This is a genomic window from Pelotalea chapellei (assembly GCF_018531195.1).
Lineage (GTDB): Bacteria > Desulfobacterota > Desulfuromonadia > Geobacterales > Pseudopelobacteraceae > Pelotalea > Pelotalea chapellei.
Genome location: NZ_JAHDYS010000004.1, coordinates 1 through 15566, shown reverse-complemented (window position 1 = coordinate 15566; position 15566 = coordinate 1). Strand labels below are relative to the sequence as shown.

General features: G+C 53.1%; 18 protein-coding genes and 1 tRNA gene. 8 read left to right on the top strand and 11 right to left on the bottom strand.

Annotated features, from left to right (window positions below):
- Positions 1-24: 24 nt before the first annotated feature.
- Together KJB30_RS05035 and rnr are read right to left on the bottom strand one after the other, a co-directional pair.
- Positions 25-408, bottom strand: a complete 384-nt coding sequence (locus KJB30_RS05035) for an antitoxin Xre/MbcA/ParS toxin-binding domain-containing protein (protein WP_214296854.1) — start codon at positions 406-408, stop codon at positions 25-27.
- Between the two features lie 171 nt (positions 409-579).
- Complete coding sequence (gene rnr / locus KJB30_RS05030) at positions 580-2913, bottom strand: ribonuclease R (RefSeq protein ID WP_214296853.1); 2334 nt, start codon at positions 2911-2913, stop codon at positions 580-582.
- Positions 2914-3007: 94 nt separating this feature from the next.
- On the opposite strand from rnr, the gene KJB30_RS18390 reads away from it, so the two are divergent.
- The 3 genes from KJB30_RS18390 to KJB30_RS05015 all read left to right on the top strand — a co-directional run bounded on the left by KJB30_RS18390 (position 3008) and on the right by KJB30_RS05015 (position 4964).
- On the top strand, positions 3008-3490 hold the full coding sequence (locus KJB30_RS18390; protein WP_214296852.1) for a hypothetical protein: 483 nt from the start codon (positions 3008-3010) through the stop codon (positions 3488-3490).
- Positions 3472-3810, top strand: a complete 339-nt coding sequence (locus KJB30_RS05020) for a M23 family metallopeptidase (protein WP_214296851.1) — start codon at positions 3472-3474, stop codon at positions 3808-3810. The genes KJB30_RS18390 and KJB30_RS05020 overlap by 19 nt, the downstream gene beginning before the upstream one ends.
- Before the next feature lie 221 nt (positions 3811-4031).
- Entirely contained in the window at positions 4032-4964 is a 933-nt protein-coding gene (locus KJB30_RS05015) for an NADP-dependent oxidoreductase (protein WP_214296850.1), read from the top strand.
- Positions 4965-5039: 75 nt separating this feature from the next.
- Here the strand turns inward: KJB30_RS05015 and KJB30_RS05010 are convergent.
- A tRNA-Cys gene (locus KJB30_RS05010) sits at positions 5040-5114 on the bottom strand.
- 51 nt (positions 5115-5165) lie between these two features.
- Positions 5166-5531, bottom strand: coding sequence for a hypothetical protein (locus tag KJB30_RS05005; protein ID WP_214296849.1), 366 nt, complete (start codon positions 5529-5531; stop codon positions 5166-5168).
- A 125-nt stretch (positions 5532-5656) separates the two neighbouring features.
- Here KJB30_RS05005 and KJB30_RS05000 point away from each other — a divergent pair, with 125 nt between their 5' ends.
- The 4 genes from KJB30_RS05000 to ruvA all read left to right on the top strand — a co-directional run bounded on the left by KJB30_RS05000 (position 5657) and on the right by ruvA (position 8244).
- A complete protein-coding gene (locus tag KJB30_RS05000) occupies positions 5657-6400 on the top strand; it encodes a YebC/PmpR family DNA-binding transcriptional regulator (protein WP_214296848.1) in 744 nt (247 codons plus the stop codon).
- A 225-nt stretch (positions 6401-6625) separates the two neighbouring features.
- Positions 6626-7093 carry a peptide-methionine (S)-S-oxide reductase MsrA gene (msrA, locus tag KJB30_RS04995; RefSeq protein WP_214296847.1) on the top strand — a complete coding sequence of 156 codons (468 nt, stop codon included), beginning with the start codon at positions 6626-6628 and terminating at the stop codon, positions 7091-7093.
- A gap of 24 nt (positions 7094-7117) precedes the next feature.
- Positions 7118-7648: a crossover junction endodeoxyribonuclease RuvC gene (gene ruvC / locus KJB30_RS04990; protein WP_214296846.1), complete on the top strand. Its 531-nt coding sequence runs from the start codon at positions 7118-7120 to the stop codon at positions 7646-7648.
- Positions 7645-8244 (top strand): Holliday junction branch migration protein RuvA, encoded by a 600-nt coding sequence (ruvA, locus tag KJB30_RS04985; protein WP_214296845.1) that lies wholly within the window; start codon positions 7645-7647, stop codon positions 8242-8244. Before ruvC ends, ruvA begins: the two co-directional genes overlap by 4 nt.
- Before the next feature lie 286 nt (positions 8245-8530).
- Here the strand turns inward: ruvA and KJB30_RS04980 are convergent, their stop codons facing one another.
- From KJB30_RS04980 to KJB30_RS04950, 7 genes are read right to left on the bottom strand one after another with little or no spacing between them, the layout of a single operon-like run.
- A complete protein-coding gene (locus tag KJB30_RS04980; protein WP_214296844.1) occupies positions 8531-9169 on the bottom strand; it encodes a TPM domain-containing protein in 639 nt (212 codons plus the stop codon).
- 5 nt (positions 9170-9174) lie between these two features.
- Positions 9175-10056: a TPM domain-containing protein gene (locus tag KJB30_RS04975; RefSeq protein ID WP_367618927.1), complete on the bottom strand. Its 882-nt coding sequence runs from the start codon at positions 10054-10056 to the stop codon at positions 9175-9177.
- Positions 10057-10085: 29 nt separating this feature from the next.
- The gene (locus tag KJB30_RS04970; RefSeq protein WP_214296843.1) at positions 10086-10670 is read right to left on the bottom strand and encodes a LemA family protein; all 585 of its coding nucleotides are present in this window, start codon (positions 10668-10670) and stop codon (positions 10086-10088) included.
- 29 nt (positions 10671-10699) lie between these two features.
- A complete protein-coding gene (locus KJB30_RS04965; RefSeq protein WP_214296842.1) occupies positions 10700-10966 on the bottom strand; it encodes a SemiSWEET family sugar transporter in 267 nt (88 codons plus the stop codon).
- Positions 10963-11706 carry an RNA methyltransferase gene (locus tag KJB30_RS04960; RefSeq protein WP_214296841.1) on the bottom strand — a complete coding sequence of 248 codons (744 nt, stop codon included), beginning with the start codon at positions 11704-11706 and terminating at the stop codon, positions 10963-10965. Before KJB30_RS04960 ends, KJB30_RS04965 begins: the two co-directional genes overlap by 4 nt.
- The gene (locus KJB30_RS04955; protein ID WP_214296840.1) at positions 11703-12341 is read right to left on the bottom strand and encodes a DedA family protein; all 639 of its coding nucleotides are present in this window, start codon (positions 12339-12341) and stop codon (positions 11703-11705) included. The genes KJB30_RS04960 and KJB30_RS04955 overlap by 4 nt, the downstream gene beginning before the upstream one ends.
- A 36-nt stretch (positions 12342-12377) precedes the next feature.
- Complete coding sequence (locus tag KJB30_RS04950; RefSeq protein ID WP_214296839.1) at positions 12378-13337, bottom strand: DUF2226 domain-containing protein; 960 nt, start codon at positions 13335-13337, stop codon at positions 12378-12380.
- Between the two features lie 231 nt (positions 13338-13568).
- Here KJB30_RS04950 and KJB30_RS04945 point away from each other — a divergent pair, with 231 nt between their 5' ends.
- A complete protein-coding gene (locus KJB30_RS04945; protein WP_214296838.1) occupies positions 13569-15419 on the top strand; it encodes a tetratricopeptide repeat protein in 1851 nt (616 codons plus the stop codon).
- Positions 15420-15566 lie beyond the last annotated feature (147 nt).

Here is a 15566-nt window from a genome sequence, read left to right as displayed (position 1 = left end):
ACTTTACATGAGATGTCTCGAGCTTTAAATGACAGCTCGGCAGGCGTCAAGGTAGTTAACGACACGTACAAGCCCCTCCGTTGATTCAATTAATTCGGCCGGTTTCTTGCCTGATAACGCCTTGTTTTCACTGTTAAGCCATTTTTTTGCATCGTCGCCAGCCCCTCCAACTATGGAATCCAGGGAACGGAATAATCTGATCAGAAGAACGGCAAAGTCCCATTCCTTTTTGTCGGGTGAAAGCTGGTATGAGTTGACATAGAGGCGTGTAACCGTGGCTGAGCTGACTCCAAGAACACGAGCAAGTTTATTCTTTGGTAAATCGAGATAATTCGCAGTATTAACAACCGCCCTGGTTAGTACCAGCTGTTTGTGCTGTGCCTGTTGTGCTGATGCTGTGCGTGGCATTCAAACATCTCCTTTTTTTGATTGTCGCTTTCTGTGGAAATAATATCATATATAATTTTCTACAGGTAAATTATTTAATCACTTTGCCCCTGCTGTTTTGACTGGCCCTTACAATAAAAAGGGCGGCCTCCGAAGAAGCTGCCCTATGTTTTTCATCAAATTTTCGAAACCTCAACGTCGCCGTCTACCGCCGCTCTTTGGTGTGCCGGATCCGCCCTTTCCTGAGCCGGTTCGTTTCGGTTTTCCCGTGGTGGAAGGAGCCGTCTGTTTTCGCTGCACACCCGCAAGGCGTTTGCCCCGTATCGGTATGCGCGGATACTCATCGGGCATGCCATTGTCCCCTGCCGGTCTGGTCGGCGTAACTGAAGCGGTGTGGCCGACCAGGGCGAACTCGATCCTGCGGGTGGCCGGAACAACCGCGGCAACTTTGACCCGCACCGCATCACCGATGCGATACACCTGGCGTCGTGTACGCCCCACCAGGGAGTGCTGCTTCTCCATGTAGGTGTAGACATCGTCCTCCAGCATGGAAACATGCACCAATCCTTCAACGAACAGTTCTTCCAGCTCCGTGAAAAATCCGAAGGCAGTCACGCCGGTAATGAAACCGTCAAATTCCTCTCCCAGGTGCTGCTGCATGAACTGGATCTTCTTCAGCTCCACAATGTCCCGCTCTGCTTCCATGGCGGTTCGTTCACGCTTGCTGGTGTGTTCGCCGATAACTCCCAGGTTTTCGGTGGCGCGGGCCAGTTCACGCTCTGCCGCTTTGCTCTCTTTCTGTGCGTCCAGTGCCAGGGTGGCGCGCAGGATGCGGTGCACCACCAAGTCGGGGTAGCGGCGGATCGGAGAGGTGAAGTGACAGTAGCAGTCTGATGCCAGGCCGAAGTGGTGCAGGTTCTCGGCCGCGTAACGCGCCTGTTTCATGCAGCGCAGCAGGGCGTAGTTAATCATGCGCTCTTCGGGTCGTCCTTCTGCCTGGACCAGCAGGCGCTGCAGGTCGGCCGGGTTGACTCGTTCATCGACCAGCGGAAACTCGTACCCAAAGCCGTAGACAAACTCCTGGAAGTTGACCAGTTTGGCCGGGTCCGGATTTTCGTGGATACGGTACAGGAAGGGGATGTTCTTACCGGTAACGAAGGTCGCCACTGCTTCGTTGGCCGCCAGCATGAACTCTTCGATCAGCTGGTGGGCCAGGTTGCGCTCGGCGCGGATGATGTTTTCGGTCTGTCCTGTCAACCCGATGATGATCTCCGGTTCGGGCAGGTCAAAATCGATGCTTCCCCGTTTTTTGCGCATGGCCTGCAGGATGAGTGCAAGTTCTTTCATCTCCAGCAGCATCGGCACCAGCGGGCGGTGTTTGTTCGCCACCTCCCGGTTGTCATCCACTATGATCTGTTTGACCAGAGTGTAGGTCAGGCGGGCGGTGCTTTTGATGATGCTAGGATAGAAGCTGGATTCCAGCACGGCTCCGCTTCGGTCAAAAAGCATTTCAGCCGTCATGGTCAGGCGATCCACCTGGGGATTGAGGGAGCAGATGCCATTGGAGAGGCGTTCCGGCAGCATGGGAATACAACGGTCGGGGAAGTAGACCGAGGTGCCGCGCAGATAGGCGTCCCGGTCCAGGGGGCTTCCCGGCTTGACATAATGGGACACATCGGCGATGGAAACCCACAGGCGGAAGTTGTTCCCTTCCCGGCGCAGGGAGACTGCGTCATCGAAGTCCCGGGCCGTCTCACCGTCGATAGTAACGGTCTGCATTTTGCGCAGGTCGACGCGATCTTTCAGTTCGGTCTCGGCGACGGTTTCGGCAATGGATTCGGCTTCAGCAAGAGTATCCTTGCCAAAGACGTGGGGCAGGTCAAAGCGTCTGATTGCCGATTGCACTTCCACTTCCGGATCATCGGGCCAGCCCAGGACTTCCACGATGCGTCCCTCTGTCGGTCTGCCGCCGATGGGGTAGGACGTTATCTCAGCTACGACCTGGTGCCCGTCTTCAGCCAGTCCGCGCCCTTTGGGGGGAATGGAGATCACCATGTTGAGGCGCTGTTCTTCGGGTATGACGATCGCTCCACGGCGCGTTTCTTCATAGCGCCCAACTATGCGGGTGGTGGCACGTTCTGCAACGGATAGGATGCGCCCTTCCTGTTTTCCGCCCCCCATCCGGCTGCGTTCGGCACGCACTTCGACCGTGTCCCCATGCATGGCGCTCTTCATCTGGCGCTGGGGGATGAAGATATCTTCTCCGCCACCCTCGGGAGTAACAAAGCCGTAGCCGTCGCGATGGGCGGAGAGTTTGCCGCGAACGCTGACCGCAGCTGTTGCCAGAGCATAACTGTTTCCGCGCAGCCGGACTATCTCTCCATCTCCGGCCATGTCATCTAGGGTGCGTTTCAGCTCGTGTTTCACATGTCGGCCACCGAATTCGCGCAACAGCCCGGCGAAGTGCAGTGGCCCCTCCTGGGCTTTGAGCAGTGCGAGGATATGTTTTTTGGATAAAGGCTTCATGGCAGATCCTTCATTTGTATTGTTTCCGGCAGTTGCCGAATGATATGCTTTTCATCCTAAAGATGCGACCATTTTTGTTTTTCTGGATGCTCCCGTGAACCCTTTTATCGTTACCCTTGTCTCCGCGGTACTGACACTCTCTCTGATCAGTGTATATCCTTCTCTGGCCAGCAGCCCTGATCTGGAGGAGCTGACCGGTGCCAGTCAATCCACGGCAACCACTCCCCAGACTTCAGCTTGTGTTCCCTTCAACAACCTTAATACCAGTATTCGGGATGGAAAGATCGGCAGAGCAACTGCTCAGGCTGAGCTGAAGGCGCTTCTGGCCGAGATACGGGAAGAATATTTTCGAAAAGGTGGAAAGGGAGTTTCTGCAGGTTCATGGGTTTTTCCTCTGGCCGGCTATACCAGTCGGGCCATTACAGGGGGGCAAACAAAGGCTATATTGCTGGAGGCTATGATTTTTTCAGCGGCAATCGCCACGGTGGTCATCCTTCCTTTGACATCTTCATCCATGACCGCGATCAGGACAGTCTGGACGATCGTACCGGACAGCCGGTGCAGGTGCTTTCTCTGACCGCTGGTATCGTTGTGGCATTGGAGCAGGAATGGGAACAGGGGAGCTCCCTGCGTGGCGGGAAATACCTGTGGGTGTACGACCCGGTCAACGAGCTGCTGGTCTATTACGCTCACAACAACACGCTGCATGTTGCGCTGGGTGATATTGTCCAGCCTGGTGATGTGATCGCCGAGGTTGGACGCAGCGGGTACAATGCCGCAAAACGGCGATCTCCGACGCATCTTCACTTGACTGTCCTGAAGGTGAAGGATGGCAGGCCTTTGCCGCTGAATGTGTATCAGGAATTAGCGCGGATGCGTACCAGGCCGGCGCATTGACAGCTTCTCAATCATTTCCTTACAAACATCAGTCCCCCTCTATACCCTCCGTTGCCTCTTCTGATTCTGCTTCTCCCGCAGCAGGTGCCCGGATGTCAGATCAATATTCGGATGTGCCGGCATTCTCCTGCGCCTCTCCTCTGATACAATAGAAGGATGATATGCTCAATTCTGCTTTTGAGTCAGTGCTGGGCCAAAGTTAGGCGGATAAGGAGAAAACCATGAAAGCGATCGTCTTTGAACAGTATGGGGGACCTGATGTTCTCGAGTTGCGCGAGGTGCCCCGGCCGTTTTTGCGGGCGAATGATGTGTTGATCGAGGTGCATGCCGCGTCGGTAAATCCGGTGGACTGGAAGATAAGGGCAGGGCACTTGAGGGAAATGATCCATTACGACCTTCCCGTGATTCCGGGGTGGGATGCGGCTGGAGTCGTGGTGGATGCCGGGCCGGAGGTGGAGCGCTTTAAAAAAGGGGATGCTGTTTTCAGCAGAACGGACATTGCCAGAAACGGAACATACGCAGAGTATGTAGCGGTGGACGAGAAGTATGTAGCTCTGAAGCCGTCGGTCCTTTCCTATGAAGAAGCCGCTTCCATTCCCCTGGTCGGGCTTACTGCATGGCAGGCGCTTGTAGACTACGCCGGCATCAAGAAAGGGGACAGGGTGCTGATCCATGCAGGGGCCGGAGGGGTGGGTGCTTTCGGCATCCAGCTGGCAAAGGATTTCTGCTGCTATGTGACGACAACCTGCAGCACCCCCAATGTGGAATTTGTCAGATCTCTGGGGGCCGACCATGTCATTGATTATACCAAAAGCGATTTTTCAACGGAGCTGCAGGACTTTGATGTGGTCTTTGATACCGAAGGCGGCGAGATTTATAAAAAAAGCTTCAAGGTTTTGAAGCGGCAACAGGGTGTGATCGTTTCAATACTTGAACAACCTGATCACGATCTGGCTGATCGGGCACGTGTGAGGGCGGGCTATCTCTTCATGCATCCGGATGGAATGGAGCTGGCAAACATTGGGGAACTCATCGAAAGAGGCTTGATAAAACCAACCGTAGAGAATGTTTTCCCGCTTGCTGAGGCGCGCAAAGCTCACGAGCTGAGTGAATCCGGTCATGCACGGGGAAAGATCGTGATCAAGGTTAGGTGAGCCGAAACAGGCGATGGTCTCTGCGTCAGCAGATAATGAAAAAGGCACTTAGATTTCTCTAAGTGCCTGAATTTTTGGAGGCGGCGAGCGGATTTGAACCGCTGAATAAAGGTTTTGCAGACCTCTGCCTTACCACTTGGCTACGCCGCCATTCGTAATGTGAATAACGTTTATATAAATTTATCTCCGCCCTGTCAATCCCTATTTGAATTTAATGGCGATCCCGGTGGCGCGATATTCGGTAGTGGGGACGATCAGATAGTTGGTGGTGGTTCCTGATACTTCGGGCAAAATGACAGCATCAGCTCCCATTTTTTCAGCCTCCGCCCGAATGCCGGAGTGGCCCCACTCGATGAGATCGGGCTTGATTTCCGGATCAATAATTCCGTAGACTTCTCTGGTGATCTGAACTCTGCCAAGTTGGACATAGGGACGAATCAGCTCGTCCTGTGCCAGAATTGGTGGAAGATTGCTGCCGCCGGCACGAGTCGGCAACAGCGAACAGCCGCTGCAGATCACTGCCAGCAGGAGGCAGAGAGCGATAATGATGTTTCGTGAAGTGGGCATGGGCTAGCCTCCGCTTGTGGTAAATTCCTTCTGGACAGTGGTTAGCCTGCATGCTAATATTTGCCGCTTTTTAAGGCAACACTAAAATACATCGGTATCACATTAATCTCAAGGGAGCGGGAAAGATGTCAGGTCATAATAAATGGAGTACCATCAAGCATAAAAAGGGCGCAGCAGACGCCAAACGAGGCAAAATTTTTACCAAAATAATTAAAGAAATTTCCGTGGCAGCTAAGCTGGGTGGGGGCGATCCCGCAGCCAATCCACGCTTGAGGACAGCTGTCGATAAGGCTAAAGCCGAGAACATGCCCAAGGACAATATCGAGCGTGCCATTAAGAAAGGTGCCGGTGGTCTGGAAGGCGTTACATACGAAGAGATCGTCTATGAAGGTTATGGTCCGGGAGGCACGGCTGTGCTGGTGGAAGTCATGACCGATAACCGTAATCGTACCGTCTCCGATGTGCGCAGCAGTTTCACCAAGTGCAATGGCAACATGGGAGAGGCCGGCTGTGTTTCCTGGATGTTCAGCAAAAAAGGTCTGCTGGTTCTGGACAAAGGTATCGATTTCGAGCAGCTTTTTGAAGCAGCCATCGAAGCGGGAGCCGAGGATGTAACCGAGGAAGATGAGCAGTTTGAGGTAACAACCGATCCCTCAAGCTTCATCGAGGTGCGTGAGGCGCTGGAGGCGAAAGGTTTTAAATTTGCCAGCGCCGAGGTTACCATGATTCCCCAGACACTGGTGGCGCTGGAGGGGAAACAGGCGGAAAGCATGCTCAAGTTGATGGACAGACTTGAAGATAACGATGATGTTCAGAACGTGTATGCGAACTTCGACATATCAGCGGCGGAGATGGAAAAGATGATGTAAAAAAAGGGAGCTTCGGCTCCCTTTTTCGTATTTTTGGGCCGACCCAAATCCGTGACGCCTTCACGCTTACACTTGCCTGGAATGCCTATGTATTGACCTTTGGGGAATGGACAATGTTCGGCGAAGGGCACCCGGCACATTCGGCATGTTGCAGAGCACGCGACGATCAACTCCGGCATTCCGAGCGTTCCAGCGCTTCGGCGTCACGGATTCAGGGGAGGAGTTATGGAAAAGGCTACTTTTGCGGCAGGATGTTTCTGGGGCGTGGAAGAAGTTTTCAGGACTCTGGCTGGTGTGAGTGCCACGCGGGTTGGCTATACCGGCGGCCACACGGAAAACCCCACCTATCGTCTGGTGTGCACCGGTGACACGGGCCATGCCGAGGCGGTGGAAGTCACCTTTGACCCGGCCCTGATCAGTTACGAGCAATTGCTGGAATGTTTCTGGCAATGTCATGACCCGACCCAGCGTAATCGTCAGGGGCCCGATTTCGGCACCCAGTACCGCTCGGCTATCTTCTGCCATGATGAGAGTCAGAGGCAGGCAGCCGAGGCCTCGCGAGAGCGGCTGGAACTCTCGGGCACGTTGCGGCGCAGCATCGCCACTGAAATCGTGCCTGCTGCAGCTTTCTGGGAGGCAGAGGCATACCACCAGAAGTATATTGCTAAAAATGGTGGTGGTTGCGGTTTTTAAGACTTTTGTATCTAAGGTATGTTCATGCGAGTGCTCGGCATAGATCCAGGATCACGTATCACCGGTTACGGGATAATTGAACAGCAGGGAAGCCGGCTGGTGCATGTGGATAATGGCGCAATCTTTACCGATTGCGCGGCAGATTTTCCGGGACGCCTGAAGCGGATATTTGACGGGCTGGCAACGGTAATCGCTGAATACCGCCCCGACGAAGTCGCGGTGGAAAATATCTTCTTCTCCACAAATGCCCAAAGCGCACTTAAGCTTGGTCAGGCCCGGGGTGCAGCCATTGTCGCTGCCGTTCATGCCGGTCTGCGGGTTTCTGAATATACGGCGCTGCAGGTAAAACAGGCGGTGGTCGGGCAGGGAAGGGCTGAAAAAGGGCAGGTGCAGAAGATGCTCAAAGCGCTGCTTGGACTTCCGGAAACAGCTCAGGCTGACGCCTCCGACGCGCTGGCGGTGGCAATCTGCCACATCAACTCCCAGGGGCTTGTGCGCAGAACTGCTGCCGTTTCACCCCGCAAATCCACATCCTGGAGAAACTACAGACCATGATTGCCATGCTGACCGGCATTATCGCTCATAAATCGCCTGACCATATTGTGCTTGATGTGCACGGTGTAGGCTACCGTGTCCAGATCCCCTTTTCGACTTACTATGAACTTCCCGAAGAGGGAGGCAGTGCCACTCTGCAGATTCATACCAGTGTGCGTGAAGATGCCATCCTGCTCTACGGTTTTCGTACCCGCCTCGAAAAATCCTTCTTCCAGTTGTTGATTTCTGTTTCGGGAGTTGGACCCAAGCTGGCCCGGGACATTCTCTCCAATATCCAGCCGGCACCTCTGGCCCAGGCACTCATGCAGGGTGATATTCAGAAGCTTTCCTCAATTCCCGGGATCGGCAAAAAAACCGCCGAGCGCCTGATTCTGGAGCTGAAGGAAAAAATAGGCAAGCTTGACATGGGGGCGACACCGGTGGCGGAGCCGAGGAACATTCCTGGTGAGGATCTGGTTGAGGACGTGGTGTCTGCCCTGCTGAACCTGGGATACAAGGAGCCGCAGGTACGCAAGGTGGTGGGCAGCCTGGATGCATCACAAAATGTTTCACTTGAGGATCTGCTTAAGCAGGCCTTGAAGGTGTTGATGAAGTAGCGTTTTTAAAAGGTTGTTGAAAAACAGCCATCTCGCCGCCATCCTCGAAAGCCACCTTGTGACTTCGGCCTGCGGCCTCACCCTTTGGGCGCCTTCGCGGTCCACTTTCACACGTGAAAGTGTGCGGTGGATTAAGTTCATGCCTTCGCGGGGCGTTCTCCGGTTGCGACGATCCGACTATTTTTGAACAACCTGAGTATTTCAAGCCTCTTAATGGAAGGGCAAAGAGAAAGCGGGTAGGCTTCAGGCCTGTCCCGCTTTTTATTTATTACGATGTGTTTTGGATTCAGTCCCTGTCGCGGATTAGGTCAGGCAACTCATTGGTGTCGTCGCTTCTGCTCGGGAAATGCTGCTGCAGGATGCCGCCCACCTCGGTAATTACTGCTGTCAATGACTGTGTCATGGTTCCCTGGCGGATACCTGCGGAGAGGCGTGAGGCAAGAGAGATCCAGTGATCGGCAGGGATAACGGCATTGATGCCGTGATCCCCCAGAATCCAGACCCTTCGTTCCAACATGGAAATGAAGATCAGGATGCCATTTTGTTCGCGGGTGCGGTGCAGCCCTTCTTCATAAAAAGCGCAGACAGCCTTGTCGCGCACGATGTCACTGATCCGGGCGGCGGGGGTGAAGGCGATTTTAAGCCGCGGCATACGCCGGACAAGCGCCAAAGCAGGGAAGTAGAGCAGAAAGGCAACAGGCAGAAAAAACCAGATCGAGGTATCGCGTAAGACGATTGCCAGTATCAGCGATACGAGAGCTGCGACCAGAGTTGCTGCCTGGCAGGCCGCCTCACCATACGCGCCACTGCTGGGTACCAGCATCGGAACGATCTCTCCGGAGGTGCGAGCCTCGGCTCTTTTTACCGCTTCCTGGACAGCTGTTTCCTGCTCTGCTGAGAGTATTGCTGAATTCTTGATAGTCATTGAGCTCACCAACTGTCTGATGCGCCGCCGCCGTCAAAACCGCCGCCACCGCCTGAAAAGCCGCCACCGCCTGAAAAGCCGCCACCGCCACCGAAACCGCCTCCACCGAATCCGCCACCCCCCCAGTAGAACCCACCTCCGCCGCGACCACCACCGTGGCCAAAGAGAATGCTCAGCAGTATTCCCGCCACAAGTCCAACTCCACCGAGGATGAGCAGATATGTCAGGGCAAGTCCCGGAAAAGCCATGCTGGCGGCCAGAGGCAGCCCGATTGCACCGGAAAGTCCGGCCAGCAGCCGTGAGATTGCCCCGAGTACGACTGAAGCAACTGCTGCAAAGAGCAGGATGGTGAAAAAGGGGGAGGATCCTCCATGGCGAGGACCTGATGGTGCTTGCGGCTCTGCCGTAAATTCGCCCTTTACAGCGGCCATGATTGCTTCGACTCCAACTGAGATGCCTCTATCAAAGTCGCCGTTTCTGAGGTGGGGGCGCATCACATCCCTGATGATCCTTCCGGCCGTCAAATCAGGCAACACCCCCTGGAGTCCCATGCCTACTTCGATACGGACCTTACGGTCAGCCCGGGACAAGATCATGATCACACCATTATCCTTGCCCTTTTGGCCAATCTTCCACTGATCAGCCACTCTGATTGCGAATTGTTCCAGATCATCACCCTCAAGTGAAGGAATGGTCAGAACAACGATCTGTGTAGACTGTTCACGCTCAAAGGCGGCCAGTTCACTATCCAGCTGGCCGGCACTGGCGGGGGATAGCATGCCGGCATGGTCGTTGATGCGCCCCGAGAGTTGCGGGACATCCAGCGCGAAAAGCTGGAACGGGATCAGCATCAGGATCAGCAGCATGAGGATTTGTTTCAGGTTCACGGAGGCCCCCGGTGCACCAGGCGGAGAAGCTAGAACTTGACAGCCGGGGCTTTGCTGGCACCCGCCTCAGCCTTGAAAGGCTCCTTGCGCTGCAGGTGCAGCAACATGGAGTTGGTAAGAGAGTTGGGGAAGGTACGGATGCTGACATTAAAATCCTGCACCGTTTTATTGTATCTTTCACGGGCAACGTTGATCCGATTCTCGGTGCCTTCCAACTGTTTCTGCAAGTCCATGAAGTTCTGGTTTGCTTTCAGGTCCGGGTATTTCTCGACCACGACCATCAACCGTGAAAGGGCACCGGAAAGTTCGCCCTGGGCCTGCTGAAATTTGTTCATCTTGTCCGGGCTGTCGATGACATCCTTGCCCACCTGCATTGATCCAACCTTGGCCCGTGCTTCTGTGACCGCCTTGAGGGTGTCGGCCTCATGCCTGGCGTATCCCTTGACCACTTCGACCAGGTTGGGTATCAGGTCCGCCCGTCGCTGGTAGGACGACTCCACATTGCCCCAGGCAGCATTGACAGCTTCTTCGTTGGCCTGCATTGTGTTGTAGCCGCAACCGGACATGAGTACCAGCAGGACAAGCAGCGGGAGAGTCGAGAAGAATCGTTTCATGGGACATCCTCCTAAAAAGGGCTGTGTATTTAACAGTTGCCATTGTTGCGATAGTGCAGTTTCAGCGCGGTCAGCATGGCATTGCAGACCAGGGGAATGATGTTTGCCAGGATCAACGGCAGGTCGTGAATCAGCATACCGTAGATCATCCAGAGTGCAACTCCGACCGCCAGCAGGAGCGGCTGCCAGATGGAGATGTCCCTGGCATGGCGGGTGCGCAGGGTTTTGATGAGTTGAGGGACAGCGGCAATACTGGTCAGAGTTCCGGCGACAAGGCCGACATGGGTCGGATTCATGAACGCTTTCTGCCGTCGAACCCGGTGCAGGCCCAATCTATCTGGGTCATCATGCCCCGCAATATTGCCACTTCACGGTTGTCCAATTCAGAACGGAAAAAAATCCTACGCAGTGACCGCATGATGTGCCCAGGATTCTGCTCATTGAGAAAGCCGATCTTCTGAAGACAACCATCCATCTGCTCGAAAAGGTGTTCCATGTCTCCCGAGGTGGCCAGTTGCTCAAGTCTGCCCCCTCCGGGAGAAGGTGCGGCAATATTCAGCTCATAACAGAAAATCAGTATCGCCTGGGACAGGTTGAGGGAACCATATTCTGCTGCAGAGGCAATGGTGGCGTGCCAGCGGCAGAGGGAAAGTTCGTCGGTGGTCAATCCGCTGTCTTCGCGCCCGAAAACGATGGCTGCACGGTTGTCGGGACCTGCATGCCCTTTGATCAGGCTTGCTGCCTCGGATGGCGAAATGATCTCCTGACGGTATTTCCCATGCCGCCGAGTGGTGCCGACGGTCAGGGTGCAGTCGGCAAGGGCAGAGGCGAGATCATCGAAAAGTTCAGCACCCTCGAGCAGGTCTTTGGCGGAAACTGCAAATTTGAGCGATTCGGGATGAAAACGGTCACACCCTTTGACCAGGCGCAGGCGCGAGAGGCCCATGTTTTTCATGGCCCGGCAGGCCATACCTATGTTGCCGGGAGATTGTGGTTCAACCATGACGATGACAATGTTTTCTGCAGTTACGTTCACTCTTTAATTCTCCGGGAGTCGCGCAGCGCGCGGATTCTTGCCAGGCGCAGGCGGGCAGGTTTTTTCAGGTTCCAGACGTGATACATGTGAAACAGCCAGGCTGTCGCTATGAAACCCAACAGCGCCAGCATCAGGTAATGTTCGTATTTCCCTACGTCATCCAGAAACAAAGTGGCACTTTTGCCGAAGAGGTAACCTCCCAGCGAAAAAACAATGGCCCAGGTGACGGCGCTGAGCATGTTTATCCAGAGAAAGGTGCGTGGCGGAAGCGTGGTAATGCCGAGGATAATGGGCAGAATGATCCGAAAGCCATAGGTATATCGTGAAATAAACGCTACTGCTATGCCATACTTTTCGATCAGATGTAGTGCTTCGCGGAATTTTTTTGCAATGGAATGGAAGCGCCGCAGAAGCGCTTTACCTTTGTAATAGCCGAGGTAGAAATAAAACTGGTCTCCCAGAAAGGAACCTAAAAAAGCTGTTGCAATCACGGCACGAACATCCAGATATCCCTGGAACGCAAGGAAACCAGCCATAATCAGGATGGCCTCACCCTCGAAAAATGTTCCGATGAACAGCACCCAGTAACCGTGGGCCTCGAGATATTCATGAAGAATGTGATGGTATGATATCATGAGCTCATTCAGCAGGGAGTTGGTGTGAGTGCCGAATTATACTGCAAGGCGAGCGGCAATTTCTGTCTTCATTAGATCAACCATTTCATCAATTCGGGCGTGACTGTCGATGCGGCCTGCTTCCTGCCTGATGTTGACAAGCAGCTCTGCAGCTTTTTTGCTGTCAGTAAGGATTCTGCAACCGCCGGCAATCTCAAGCTGCTGTTGAACCATGGCGCGACCTTCTTTTGAAAGATAGGCCATTGCCAGTTCCTGTAAATCTTCCGCCAGTTCCGTAAGTATAGCGTCAAGTGGTATATTGTCGCGATTTGTGGATCCTGTGTCTGTTGCTTTCATACGCCGAGCTGCTGAACGCTCCTTTGCAGCAGACCATAGCTTGTCCAGATTCACCAGTTGCAGCAGGTCATGCCGCATAAGATCCTCAATCGGTTTGGTGGAGTACACGAAAAGCCTGGCCCGGGGAAGTGCTGCAACCTTGCGAGATTCTTCGGGAGATGCATCGAGAGCTGATGCACCATCATGATAGAACCCTATGGACTGACCGCTTTTGTAAAAGATCATCGCATGACGCTCAGGTGCCGAAAAAAGAACAACCCCATTGAGCCCCTGATTTTTCAGGCGCGCCAGTACCCCCTTCATATCCACCTGGCGAACTTCATCACCATCGAACAATCGGGTTCCCTGGACCAAGGCATGGGCACACATGCTTAAATCGGGGGTCATGCGGTAGATGCTGATCTCTCCCTCTGAATTGATGAGCTTTTCAAAGATGGCAGTCAGGGCTTCGAGCCCGGTGCGCTCTCTGCTCTTCTCGCTGCTGATGGCACAGATGAGCTTGCCAAGAGAGAAAATGCAATAGGCTGCAAACTGGGGTGCGGTATGGTGTAAATAACCGGTGAACCCACCTTTTGCCAATCTCTCCAGCATGTCGGGCATATTGACGCCATTGGTGTCGACATGTTCATGGATAGGGTGGAGTTTGGGTAAAACATCCATTTTCTGCAGCTCCGAAGATAACTGGAATAAAGGTTGTTGGAAAATTTTATGACGAACTAGGAACCGTAATTGATTTCCGGGTACAAGTCAAAAATATTCGAATCTGTGATGGAAATAACTGAAATTACTACCATAAAACTGCTATAGTGCTTGACATGCACAGCGGGCTGCTATAGGTTTTTCAATGCTGCTATTCATTCTCATATGTCTGCAGGAAGGATCCCAAAGCTAATGATCTCAAAGAAGGACAAGCTTATAGAAGAAGCACAACGCCTGGCGCTGCGCGGTCAGTTGGATAAAGCTATCAAACTTTATCTGCAGGTGGTGTCTCAGGACCCATCAGCTCTTAATCAACGCCAGAAACTGGCAGAGCTTCTCATCAAGGCAGGGCGGGTTGATGATGCCAGAGCAGAATACGAAGCCATTGGCAAACACTATTCATCTCATGGTTTCTATCTGAAAGCGATCGCAGTTTACAAGAAACTGCAGATGCTTTTTCCCGCAGATATCGCGATAACTCTCAGGTTGGCGGAACTCAACGAAAAGAATGGGCTGCTTGCCAATGCACTGGCTGAATACAAACTTGTCCATGACCATTACGAAAAAATATCCGATACAGATAATGCTCTTAAGATCCTGGACAAGATGCAACGCGCTGATATGCAGAATGTCGGGATAAAGCTTAAGCTGGCAGAAGCATATTTTCATGCTGGTAAAATAAGTGAATCCTATGCTGTCTTTGGCCGTCTGGCTGCGTTGCTGCAGGAACGCCGCGACGTTGCGGCTTTTCAGAAGATTGCCACCCGGATACAGCAACTGTTTCCGGAGAAGACAGATTTTACGTTTGAAGTATTGTCGGAACAGGTGTCAGGAGGTAATGCCGCCAGTGCGGTAAATAATATCCGCACACTCTTGAAGAGCAATCCCAGGGACAGGCGCTTGTGGATTTTGATTGTAGAAGCCTACAGGAAAGTTGAACTGCCCGAACTGGTTTTAAATTCTTGCAGACATTTTCTCAGATTTTTTCCGGATGATGTGACTGCACGGATGTGGATGATAGAATGTATGGTTGCCGGGAAGGATATTCAGGGTGCATTGTCGTTGCTCGACCAGTATGAGCAGAGCCTTCTTGATAACTCTGCTGCAGAGTTGATGGGGGCATACAGGGCACTTGAAAAACTTGATCCAATAAATCTTCGCATCTTAGAAGGCTATAGACGTGCCTGTGAAGTTGTCGGCAACCGGGAAGGTATAGTAGAGCTTACGCACAAGATACAATCACTGCAGTCGGTCAAAGGCCAACAGACTACGGAATTACTTCGCCACGAAGAAGTCCAGAATATACAGCAGGAATCTGTAGATTCTCCCCCTCCCATTCAGATCCTTCCTGAAGAAGAGACGGTTACTCAGTTTGACTTTCTTCCGGAAATTGACATTCAACAGCCTGAATCTGATCTTTCCTTTTCGGAATCTCTCGGCATCCTGAACGACCCAGAGGATGAAATTGAAATCGTAATCGAAATCGATGAAGAGGCCGACTCTGACGCTATTGCCAAGGAGGGAGAATCAGGTGAAGCCGTTGAAGATGCCTGGCTAGACTCAGTAGGTGAGGTTTTCGACGCTATTGCCACAACCCCCAGGTCAGTAAGATTTGGCAGTGATTTGGATACCTCGGATGCACAGTCTCATTACGATCTGGGTGTCGCTTTCAAAGAAATGGGGCTGTATGACGAGGCGATCAATGAATTCCGCCAGGCAGCGGGCGCTGCTGATCGGAAGATTGAATGTCTCGTATTTCAGGGAGCATGTCTGAGAGACAAAGGTGATTTGGCAACGTCGGAAAGCCTGCTGCGGTCATTGTTGAAGCCCGGTCTGGCCGTTGATGATTCCTGCTTAATTAAATATGAACTTGCGCTTACCTGTGAACGTGCAGCCAAAACTGAAGAAGCGGCTCTGCTTTTGGCGGAAATTGAGACAGCCAGGCCTGGATTTCGCGATGCCCGGTCACGTATAAGCGAACCCGGTGCGGAAGTTTCTTTGGATTTCTCAGATGAGGAACTGCAGGGGTTTGATCTCACTTAGCAGGTTGTTGAAAAACAGCCATCTCGCCGCCATCCTCAAAGCCACCTTGTGCGGCGTAGCGCTGCTACGCCTTGTATGTTGGACTGACAGTAACTAGATTCTCTGTTCCAGGACATGGCAGTTTGATTACGCCTTGGGCTATAACCC

Excerpts from the sequence above, each read along its gene's own strand:
- KJB30_RS05005 (WP_214296849.1), bottom strand. The coding sequence starts at position 5,531 with ATGCCCACTTCACGAAACATCATTATCGCTCTCTGCCTCCTGCTGGCA.
- KJB30_RS05015 (WP_214296850.1), top strand. The coding sequence starts at position 4,032 with ATGAAAGCGATCGTCTTTGAACAGTATGGGGGACCTGATGTTCTCGAG.
- KJB30_RS05000 (WP_214296848.1), top strand. The coding sequence starts at position 5,657 with ATGTCAGGTCATAATAAATGGAGTACCATCAAGCATAAAAAGGGCGCA.
- KJB30_RS04950 (WP_214296839.1), bottom strand. The coding sequence starts at position 13,337 with ATGGATGTTTTACCCAAACTCCACCCTATCCATGAACATGTCGACACC.
- KJB30_RS04980 (WP_214296844.1), bottom strand. The coding sequence starts at position 9,169 with ATGACTATCAAGAATTCAGCAATACTCTCAGCAGAGCAGGAAACAGCT.
- KJB30_RS04945 (WP_214296838.1), top strand. The coding sequence starts at position 13,569 with ATGATCTCAAAGAAGGACAAGCTTATAGAAGAAGCACAACGCCTGGCG.
- KJB30_RS04955 (WP_214296840.1), bottom strand. The coding sequence starts at position 12,341 with ATGATATCATACCATCACATTCTTCATGAATATCTCGAGGCCCACGGT.
- KJB30_RS05035 (WP_214296854.1), bottom strand. The coding sequence starts at position 408 with ATGCCACGCACAGCATCAGCACAACAGGCACAGCACAAACAGCTGGTA.
- rnr (WP_214296853.1), bottom strand. The coding sequence starts at position 2,913 with ATGAAGCCTTTATCCAAAAAACATATCCTCGCACTGCTCAAAGCCCAG.
- ruvA (WP_214296845.1), top strand. The coding sequence starts at position 7,645 with ATGATTGCCATGCTGACCGGCATTATCGCTCATAAATCGCCTGACCAT.
- KJB30_RS04965 (WP_214296842.1), bottom strand. The coding sequence starts at position 10,966 with ATGAATCCGACCCATGTCGGCCTTGTCGCCGGAACTCTGACCAGTATT.
- msrA (WP_214296847.1), top strand. The coding sequence starts at position 6,626 with ATGGAAAAGGCTACTTTTGCGGCAGGATGTTTCTGGGGCGTGGAAGAA.
- KJB30_RS04970 (WP_214296843.1), bottom strand. The coding sequence starts at position 10,670 with ATGAAACGATTCTTCTCGACTCTCCCGCTGCTTGTCCTGCTGGTACTC.
- ruvC (WP_214296846.1), top strand. The coding sequence starts at position 7,118 with ATGCGAGTGCTCGGCATAGATCCAGGATCACGTATCACCGGTTACGGG.